This window comes from Streptomyces sp. NPDC059142 (assembly GCF_042755665.1).
Lineage (GTDB): Bacteria > Actinomycetota > Actinomycetes > Streptomycetales > Streptomycetaceae > Streptomyces.
On record NZ_JBHZDA010000040.1, the window covers coordinates 50,054 to 58,988 of the forward strand.

The window sequence follows — 8,935 nt, forward strand, 5'->3', positions numbered from 1 at the left end:
CACCCCAACCCCCTTTTTTTTTATGCTGGTGTGGTTTGTTTTTTTTTATTACCCCCCACCCGTGCGGTTGCCCCCCCGGCGCGGGGTGGGCCGGGGGGCCACGGGTAGTGCGGGTGGTGCGGGTGGTGCGGGTGGTGCCGAGAAGGTGTCAGGAGGTGTGCGGCGTCAGCAGGTACGCGTCCGTGACCGTCACCTCGTACCCGTTGCCCTCGGTGTCCTTCAGCGCGCCCCTGAGCGAGACCGAGGTGGCCGACGCGGGGTGGTCCAGCGTGACGCCGCGCTCACCGTTCTCGGTGGTGACGGGCGCCGTGCGCCAGGTGGCGCCGCCGTCGTAGGACGCCTCGACCGTCAGGGAGCCGACGCCCTTCGTGGCCGCGTTGCCCTGGACGACGAGCGGGACCCGCAGGGACGTGCCCGCCTCGGCGGTGCTGGCCGGGGTCAGCTCCGGGGCGAAGCCGAGGGTGGACAGCGGCAGGGCGGTCACCGTGTTCCCGGGCGAGGCGGAGGTGAACGTCCACTCGGCGCTGACCCGGGTGGAGACCCGGGCGACCTCGGGCTTGCGCGACGCCTCGATGCTCACCGTGTACGCGGACGACTTGGCCGGCAGCCCGGACATCGGGACGCAGGGGTCGTCCCCCTCCTGGAACATCTCTCCGTCGATCGTCACCCGTGTCTTCACCTCGGCGAGCGCCGTGTGGCCGCCGCGCCCCGAGGTGTCGGTGAACAGCGGCTGGCAGACGACGGCGAAGTCCTGGACGCGGGCGAGGTCACCGGCGCGGGCGTCCGGGGCGAAGACACCGACGTTGAGGGTGACGCCGTACTTCCGGCCCGCCTCGTACCTCCGGGCCGCGTCCCGGTCGTAGAGGACCTCGTACTCGCCCTCGAAGGGAACGTCGGCGGACGCCTGCCCCATGCCGAAGGACCAGCGGTAGCCGGGCGGCGTGGTGACGTAGTGCTTCGAGGTGTTCGGGAGGGCGACGTTGTCGCCCGGTCCGCCGACCCCGATGGAGTCGTTGGACCACATGGGGTGGACCGATCCCTCCTTGCCCGGCGCCGAGGAGCCCACCCGCGCCTCGATCTCGGCGAGTTCGCTCGTGGCCGCCCGGTGCGTGAAGCCGTCGTACATGCTGCCGTCACGTGTGTAGAGCAGGCCGTACGTGTCCCCGCCGGCCGCCAGGATGGTGCCGACCTGGGCCTGGAACTCCTTGCCCGGCACCGTCCCGCCGACCGAGCCGGTCGAGACGCCCTCCAGCGAGCTCATGTAGAAGAGGCCGAAGGTGCCCCTGCCCGTGCCGAGGCTCCAGGACAACGACGCCTGGACCGGCTCGGCGGCCACGGGGCCCGTGACGTCGAGCGGCTCGGCGTCCCGCGCGTCGAAGACGACACGCGTGTTCCCGGTGACGCTCAGCTTCTGCTGGACCAGCTCGGACAGCTCGGTGTCCCCGTCGCCCCGCGGGGTGATGATCGGCGCGTCCACGAGGTAGTCGCCCTTGGGCAGACGGACCGTGAGCTTGCCGTCGCCGGTCCACTGCCCGGACCGCTCGCCGGTGGCGCGGTCGACGAGGGTGACGTTCGCCTCGGCCGGTTCACCGTCCCGGTTCAGCAGGTCCACCGTGACGTCGTACGACTCCTCCTCGCGGATCACGCCGAAGGCCGTGCGCAGGCTCTGGCCGGTGGCCTTCGCCGCTCCGGCCTCCTTGGCCACCACCGCGCCGGAGAAGGCGCCGTACTCGTCGCCGACCCGGGTGTCCAGCGTCAGCGCGACCTTCGCCGTGCCGCCGGCGGGAACGGTGACGCGCCCCGTGTCGGTCGTGGCCAGCCCCTCGGGCGCGGGCTTCCCCTCGGGTCCGACGGCCTCCGCCGCCACGTCGAGGGTGACGGCCTCGGTCCCCTCGTTGCGGTACGTCACCTCCTTGGTGACCGGTCCCGTGCCCTCCGGCGACCAGCGCTGGACGCCGAACCCGATCGAGGTCTCCTCGGTGACGACGGTCTGGGTGATCGCCTTCGCCACGTCGGTACGGCCCGCGCCCTGCTGGAACGCCGTCAGCCCCTCGGCGGGGAGGGCCGAGGCGGTGAGGGCCCGCTTGAGCCGCTCGCCGCTCCAGTCCGGGTGCCGCTGCGCGAGGATCGCGGCGGCTCCGGCGACATGCGGCGCCGCCATCGACGTACCGCTCATGGAGACGTAGCCGTCGCCCGCCTGGGAGCCGAGGGTGCCCGCGGTCGCCTTCGCCGCGACGATGTCCACGCCGGGCGCGGTGATGTCCGGCTTCAGCGATCCGTCGGCGGTCGGTCCCACCGAGGAGAAGTCGGCGAGGGCGTCCTTGTGGTCCACCGCCCCGACCGTGAGGGCCGCCGCCGCGCTGCCGGGCGATCCGATGGTGCCCTCGCCGGGTCCCGCGTTGCCCGCCGAGACGACGAAGAGGATGCCGCTGCTCTCGGAGAGCGAGTCGACGGCCTCCTCCAGCGGGTCGATCTCCGGCTGGTCGTACCCACCGAGGCTCATGTTCGCGACCTTGGCGCCCTGGTCGGCCGCCCACTGCATCGCGCCGACGATGGCCGAGTCGGAGCCGTACCCGTCGTCGTCGAAGACCTTGGCGTCCAGGATCCGCGCCTTGGGCGCGACGCCCTTGTACACGCCGCCCGACCTGGCGCCGCTGCCGGCGATGGTCGAGGCGACGTGGGTGCCGTGTCCGGCGCGGTCCACGGCGTCGGCGGAGGAGGAGAAGTTCTTCTCCTCGACCTCCACGCCCGCGAGGTCCGGGTGGGTCTGGTCGACGCCGGTGTCGATGACGGCGACCTTGACCCCGTCGCCCTCGTAGCCGGCCTCCCAGGCGGTGGGCGCGCCGATCTGCGGGACGCTCTTGTCCAGGTTCACCTTGCGCTTGCCGTCGAGCCAGACGCGGCCGATGCCGGAGGCCGCGGTACGGGCCTCCGCCCTGCCCGCGTCGGCGGTCAGCGCCCGCCAGACGCCGTCGGTGCCGTCCTTGGCCGCCGAGAGGGCCTGGCCGTCGACGGCGGGGAGGCTGCGCCCGGCCTTCGCGCCCGAGGCGGCGACGCGTGACTTCGCCGTACCGGCGCCCGCCTTCTTGTACGAGACGATCAGCGGGAGCGTGTTCCGCCGGGCGTCGTCGTACCCGGCCTCGACCAGGCCGGTCAGGTCGAACAGCCGCCGGTCCACGGTGCCCTGGCCGACGAGCCGCAGGGCGTCGGTGGGGATCGCGTACGTCCGGCCGTTCTCGCGGTACACCGACATCCGCAGGTGCTCGCGGCCCTCGGCGGGACGTACCTGGGTGACATTGCCGTGGTCGTCGATGTCGACCCGGTCACCGGTGATCAGGGTGACCGTGGCGGCGCGGGACGCGGAGTCGCGCTGTAAGCCCTGGGCACCGGCGGAGGTTCCCGGTGCCGTGGGGGTCGCGGCGCCGGCCGTGGTCGCGAGGCCGGCGGCGAGCGCCACCGCGACGGCGACGGCACCCGTCCGGTAGCCGGGGGAACTGCTGGGTCTGCGCATCGGAGCTGCCCGTCCTTCTCGTCGGAGAATCGGAGAAAGACGAACGCTGCTGTGACTGTGTGATCACCGGAGGACCGGAACATCACGTTTCCATAACGCACCGGCCGTCACCCCCGTGCGCCACCCCCACGCGGGCCCCGCGCGCTCAGCCGCCGGAGGTGTCCAGCTCCGCGTCCGCGCCGATGCCCGCGCAGTCGTACGGGTCCTTCAGCCAGCCGTCCGGCAGGACGACCCGGTTGTTCCCCGAGGTCCGCCCGCGCGGCCCGTCCGCGCCCTCCGGCCACGGCTGGTCCAGGTCGAGCCCGGCCATCAGCTCGTCCAGTTCCGCGAGCGACGAGGTGATCGCGAGCTGCTTGCGGAGCTGCGAGCCGACCGAGAAGCCCTTCAGGTACCAGGCCACGTGCTTACGGAAGTCGATCACCCCGCGCGCCTCGTCGCCGATCCACTCCCCCAGGAGCTGCGCATGGCGCCGCATGACGGTCCCCACCTCGCGCAGCGTCGGCGCCGCGACCTCCCCCGTCCCCTCGAAGGCGGCCACCAGGTCGCCGAAGAGCCACGGCCGCCCCAGACAGCCCCGCCCCACGACCACCCCGTCGCAGCCGGTCTCGCGCATCATGCGCAGCGCGTCCCCGGCCGACCAGATGTCGCCGTTGCCGAGCACCGGGATCTCCGGCACATGCTCCTTGAGCCGCGCGATCGCCTCCCAGTCGGCGGTGCCGCCGTAGTGCTGCGCGGCGGTCCTGCCGTGCAGCGCGATGGCCGTCACGCCCTCGTCGACGGCGATCCGCCCGGCGTCCATGCAGGTGAGATGGGAGTCGTCGATGCCCTTGCGCATCTTCATCGTGACGGGCAGGTCGCCCGCGTTGGAGACGGCCTCGCGCAGGATCGCGCGGAGCAGCGGCCGCTTGTACGGCAGGGCGGAGCCGCCGCCCCTGCGGGTCACCTTGGGCACCGGGCAGCCGAAGTTGAGGTCGATGTGGTCGGCCAGGTCCTCGTCCACGATCATGCGCACGGCCTTGCCGACGGTGACCGGATCCACCCCGTAGAGCTGGATCGAGCGCGGTGTCTCGGTCGCGTCGAAGTGGATGAGCTGCATGGTCTTCTCGTTGCGCTCGACCAGGGCCCGGGTCGTGATCATCTCGCTGACGAACAGCCCCTTCCCCCCGCTGAACTCCCGGCAGAGCGTGCGGAAGGGGGCATTGGTGATTCCGGCCATCGGTGCGAGCACGACGGGCGGGGTCACGGGGTACGGGCCGATGGCGAGTGGAGCGGTCATCCGGCCATTGTCGCGCACGCGGACATTCATTAGTTAGCCGTACTACTCAGTCGTACCATCGAGGTATGCCCGAGCTGAGTCCCCGGCGGAAAATGCTGGTGCTGTCGATATGTTGCATGAGTCTTCTGATCGTCAGCCTGGACAACACCGTCCTCAATGTCGCCCTCCCCTCCATGCAGCGCGAGCTCCACGCCTCGGTCTCCGGGATGCAGTGGACGATCGACGCGTACACCCTCGTCCTCGCCTCGCTGCTGATGCTCTCGGGCTCCACCGCCGACCGGATCGGCCGCCGACGGGTCTTCCAGACCGGTCTCGTCCTCTTCACGCTCGGCTCGGCGCTCTGCTCGCTCGCCCCGAACCTCACCTCGCTCGTGGTCTTCCGCATGGTGCAGGCCGTCGGCGGCTCGATGCTCAACCCGGTCGCGATGTCGATCATCACCAACACCTTCACGGGACCGCGTGAGCGCGCCCGCGCCATCGGCGTCTGGGGCGCCGTCGTGGGCATCTCGATGGCGGCGGGACCGCTGGTCGGCGGGGTGCTGGTGGACTCGGTCGGCTGGCGGTCGATCTTCTGGATCAATCTGCCGATCGGGCTGGCGGCCCTCCTGCTGACCTGGCGGTACGTCCCGGAATCCCGTGCGCCGAAGCCGCGCCGCCCCGACCCGGTGGGGCAGCTCCTGGTCATCGGCGTCCTCGGGGCGCTGACGTACGCGATCATCGAGGCGCCCGCGAAGGGGTGGACCTCGCCGCTGATCGTGTCGTTCGCCGCCTTCTCCGCGCTCTGTCTCGTGGGGCTCGTCCTGTACGAGCCGAGGCGCGCCGAACCCCTGATCGACCTGCGGTTCTTCCACAGCGCGCCGTTCAGCGGGGCGACCGTGATCGCCGTGTGCGGCTTCGCGGCGCTGGGCGGCTTCCTCTTCCTGAACACGCTCTACCTCCAGAACGTGCGCGGGCTCTCCGCCCTCCACGCGGGCCTGTACATGCTGCCCATGGCGGCCCTGACCTTCCTCTGCGCCCCGCTGTCGGGCCGGCTGGTCGGGAGCCGGGGACCCCGGCTGTCCCTGCTGGTCGCGGGTGCGGCGATGACGGCGAGCGGCCTGCTCTTCGCCACCCTGGACGCCGAGGCGACGACCGGGCTGATGTTCACCGGGTACGTGCTCTTCGGGCTGGGCTTCGGCATGCTCAACGCCCCCATCACCAACACCGCCGTCTCCGGGATGCCGCGCGCCCAGGCGGGCGTGGCGGCGGCCGTCGCCTCCACGAGCCGTCAGATCGGCCAGACGCTGGGGGTCGCGGTGATCGGCGCGGTCCTGGCGGGCGGGGTGGCCGTGAGCGGGGCGGGCGGTGCCGGATCGGCCGCGTACCGTACCGGGTTCGACGAGGTGAGCGGCACCGCGTGGTGGATCATCACCGCGTGCGGGCTCTGCGTCCTGCTGGTGGGCGCGCTGACCAGCGGCGCGTGGGCGCGCGGGACGGCGCTGCGCACGGCGCGGCTGCTGGAGGCCGAGCCCTCCCCGGTGGGCCTGGCGAAGTCCGGGGCTCAGACGCCCGCGGACACCCGGGCCGACACCTGAGCCTCCCGCGCGCCCGTGGCCGCCCCGGGGGCCGCCTCCGTGGTGCGTACCAGCCTCTCCAGCCGCTGCCGGGACTCCTCGTCCACGGGTACGTAGGTGACCAGCCGGGACCCCGAGGCGGGGCCGAGCCAGAGGTTGGTGTGCTCCAGGTCGAGCCGGCCGACGCGCGCGTTGACGAACCGCTTGGTCCGGTCGCCCACCGGGGCCACCACCTCGTGCCGCTCCCAGATCTCCCGGAACTCGGGCGAGGCCGCGCGCAGCCGCCCCAGCAGCGTCTTCCACGGCGGCTCCGCGAGGTGCTCGGCCATCGCGGCCCGGAACTTGGCCGCCATGATCCGGACGGTCTCGTCCCGGTTGGCGAGCGACGCGCGCCACTCGTCGTTGGTGAAGGCGAGCAGGATGCAGTTGCGGTCCTCGGGCGGCACGGCGTCCAGGTCGCACATGAGCACGCCGTAGGCCCGGTTGTACGCGAGGATGTCGTACCGGCTGTTCTGCACGCACGCCGGGAAGGGGTCGAGCCGCGCCAGCATCTCCCGCAGGGCGGGGGTGATGGTCGGGCAGGGCGTCCCGGGGGCGGGGTCGACCACACCGGCGAGCGAGAAGAGGTGCGCGCGCTCACCGGCGTCGAGGAGGAGCGCGCGGGCGAGGGCGTCCAGGACCTGGGCGGAGACCTGGATGGACCTGGCCTGCTCGATCCACGTGTACCACGTGACGCCGACGGCGGAGAGCTGGGCGACCTCCTCGCGGCGCAGTCCCGGCGTACGGCGCCGGGGCCCCCGGTCGAGTCCGACCTGCTCGGGGGTGATGCGTTCCCGGCGGCTGCGCAGGAATCCGGCGAGTTCGTGCCGCCGGATGTCGGTCGCCTGTCCGGTCGCCGCGGTCTGCGCGAGGGTGTTCATGGTTCCAGGGTGCCGCACGGCCCATCCCGTTGCCAGGTAGTACCGGTACCAGGATAAGGAGACTCTGGTACCAGGCTCGGAAGGGGAGCACTCTCGGTGAGGTGAACAGATCATCCGTCTCCCTCCCGACCCCGTCCACCGCCACCGGCACCACCCCGGCCGGCGCGGTGGCACCCGTCGTACGCGATCACGGCTCCGTCCTCGGACCGCTGGGGCTGTTCACCGTGCTCCTCGGAGCGGCGCTGCCCCTGATCGACTTCTTCATCGTCAATGTCGCCCTGCCGACCATCGACCGCGATCTGGCGGCCGGTCCCGCGCTGCTGGAGCTGGTCGTCGCCGGGTACGGGCTCTCGTACGCCGTGCTCCTCGTCCTCGGCGGCCGGCTCGGGGACATGTTCGGCAGACGGCGGCTCTTCCTCGCCGGAATGGCGGCCTTCGGCCTCACCTCGCTGGCGTGTGGGCTCGCGCCGACCGCCGGGACGCTGGTCGGGGCGCGGGTCGCGCAGGGCGCGGCGGCGGCGCTGATGCTGCCGCAGGTGCTGGCCACGATCCACGCCTCGACCACCGGTCCGCGCCGGGCCAGGGCGCTGAGCCTGTACGGGGCGACCGCGGGGCTGTCGATGGTGGTGGGCCAGATCCTCGGCGGTGTGCTCGTCGCCGCCGATCTGGCGGGCACCGGCTGGCGGGCGATCTTCCTGGTGAACGTGCCGGTCGCGCTGGCGGGCCTGGTGCTGGCGTTCCGTTCGGTGCCGGAGACCCGCTCGCAGCGGCCCGCGCCCGTCGACGTGCCGGGGACACTGCTGCTGGCGCTCTCCCTGGTGACGCTGCTGGCGCCGCTCACCGAGGGCCGGGCGGCCGGCTGGCCCGTGTGGACCTGGGTGTCGCTGGCCGCCTTCCCGGTGGTGGCGTACGTCTTCCTGCGCGTGGAGCGGCGGGCGGACCGGCGGGGGCGTACGCCGCTGGTGCCGCCGAGCCTCTTCGCCCTGGTGTCGGTACGGCGCGGGCTCGCGCTGATCGTGCCGTTCTCGATCGGCTTCGGCGGCTTCATGTTCGTGATCGCCGTCGCGCTCCAGCAGGGGCTGGGGATGGGGACGGTGGCCGCCGGGGTGGCGCTGGTGCCCATGGCGGTGGCGTTCTTCGGGGCGTCGCTGGCGGGGCCGCGGCTGATCCGGCGGTACGGCAGCCTCGTCGTCACGGCCGGCGCGGTGCTCCAGGCGGTGGGGGTGGCGCTGCTGGTGCTCACCGTTCGGGGCGGCTGGCCCGCGATCGGCACGGCGGAACTGCTGCCGGGGATCGCGCTGGCCGGCCTCGGCCAGGGACTCCAGCTCCCGGTGATCATCCGGATCGTGCTCTCGGACGTACCGTCGGAACGGGCCGGGGTGGGCAGTGGGGTGCTGGTGACGACCCAGCAGTCCGCGCTGGCGCTGGGGGTGGCGACGCTGGGCTCGCTCTTCCTGACGCTGGCGTCCTCGGTGGGGATGCGGGACGCGCTGGCGGTGACGCTGCTGGTGCAGCTCGGGGCGGTGGTCCTGACGGCGCTGCTCAGCCTGCGGCTGCCGCGCGTGATCGGCTGAGCCCCGGCCCGAACCCGGGCCGGGGGGGGGGGGCCGGGTTTAACGACAGGGGGGGGGGGGCGGGGGGGCCGGGGTTTAGGGGGCCCCCGCGCGCGCGGGGC

Annotated in this window: 5 protein-coding genes; 2 read left to right on the forward strand and 3 right to left on the reverse strand. The window is 72.8% G+C overall.

The genetic code is table 11. The features are described 5' to 3' along the window. Positions 1-148 precede the first annotated feature (148 nt). On the reverse strand, positions 149-3,511 hold the full coding sequence (locus tag ACFXPK_RS16965; protein WP_385076017.1) for a S8 family serine peptidase: 3,363 nt from the start codon (positions 3,509-3,511) through the stop codon (positions 149-151). 145 nt (positions 3,512-3,656) lie between these two features. Then, positions 3,657-4,787: a tRNA dihydrouridine synthase DusB gene (gene dusB / locus ACFXPK_RS16970; RefSeq protein WP_385076020.1), complete on the reverse strand. Its 1,131-nt coding sequence runs from the start codon at positions 4,785-4,787 to the stop codon at positions 3,657-3,659. A 65-nt stretch (positions 4,788-4,852) separates the two neighbouring features. Here dusB and ACFXPK_RS16975 point away from each other — a divergent pair, with 65 nt between their 5' ends. Next, positions 4,853-6,361: an MFS transporter gene (locus tag ACFXPK_RS16975; protein WP_384990490.1), complete on the forward strand. Its 1,509-nt coding sequence runs from the start codon at positions 4,853-4,855 to the stop codon at positions 6,359-6,361. Here ACFXPK_RS16975 and ACFXPK_RS16980 read toward each other — a convergent pair. Continuing rightward, positions 6,328-7,260 (reverse strand): helix-turn-helix domain-containing protein, encoded by a 933-nt coding sequence (locus ACFXPK_RS16980; RefSeq protein ID WP_384990493.1) that lies wholly within the window; start codon positions 7,258-7,260, stop codon positions 6,328-6,330. The genes ACFXPK_RS16975 and ACFXPK_RS16980 overlap by 34 nt on opposite strands. A gap of 101 nt (positions 7,261-7,361) precedes the next feature. Between ACFXPK_RS16980 and ACFXPK_RS16985 the strand changes: the two genes are divergently transcribed. Further along, positions 7,362-8,834 carry an MFS transporter gene (locus ACFXPK_RS16985; RefSeq protein ID WP_385076023.1) on the forward strand — a complete coding sequence of 491 codons (1,473 nt, stop codon included), beginning with the start codon at positions 7,362-7,364 and terminating at the stop codon, positions 8,832-8,834. Positions 8,835-8,935 lie beyond the last annotated feature (101 nt).

What these genes read in the sequence shown, in the direction of transcription:
- ACFXPK_RS16975 (WP_384990490.1), top strand. Translation starts at nt 4,853, where the DNA reads ATGCCCGAGCTGAGTCCCCGGCGGAAAATGCTGGTGCTGTCGATATGT.
- ACFXPK_RS16965 (WP_385076017.1), bottom strand. Translation starts at nt 3,511, where the DNA reads ATGCGCAGACCCAGCAGTTCCCCCGGCTACCGGACGGGTGCCGTCGCC.
- dusB (WP_385076020.1), bottom strand. Translation starts at nt 4,787, where the DNA reads ATGACCGCTCCACTCGCCATCGGCCCGTACCCCGTGACCCCGCCCGTC.
- ACFXPK_RS16980 (WP_384990493.1), bottom strand. Translation starts at nt 7,260, where the DNA reads ATGAACACCCTCGCGCAGACCGCGGCGACCGGACAGGCGACCGACATC.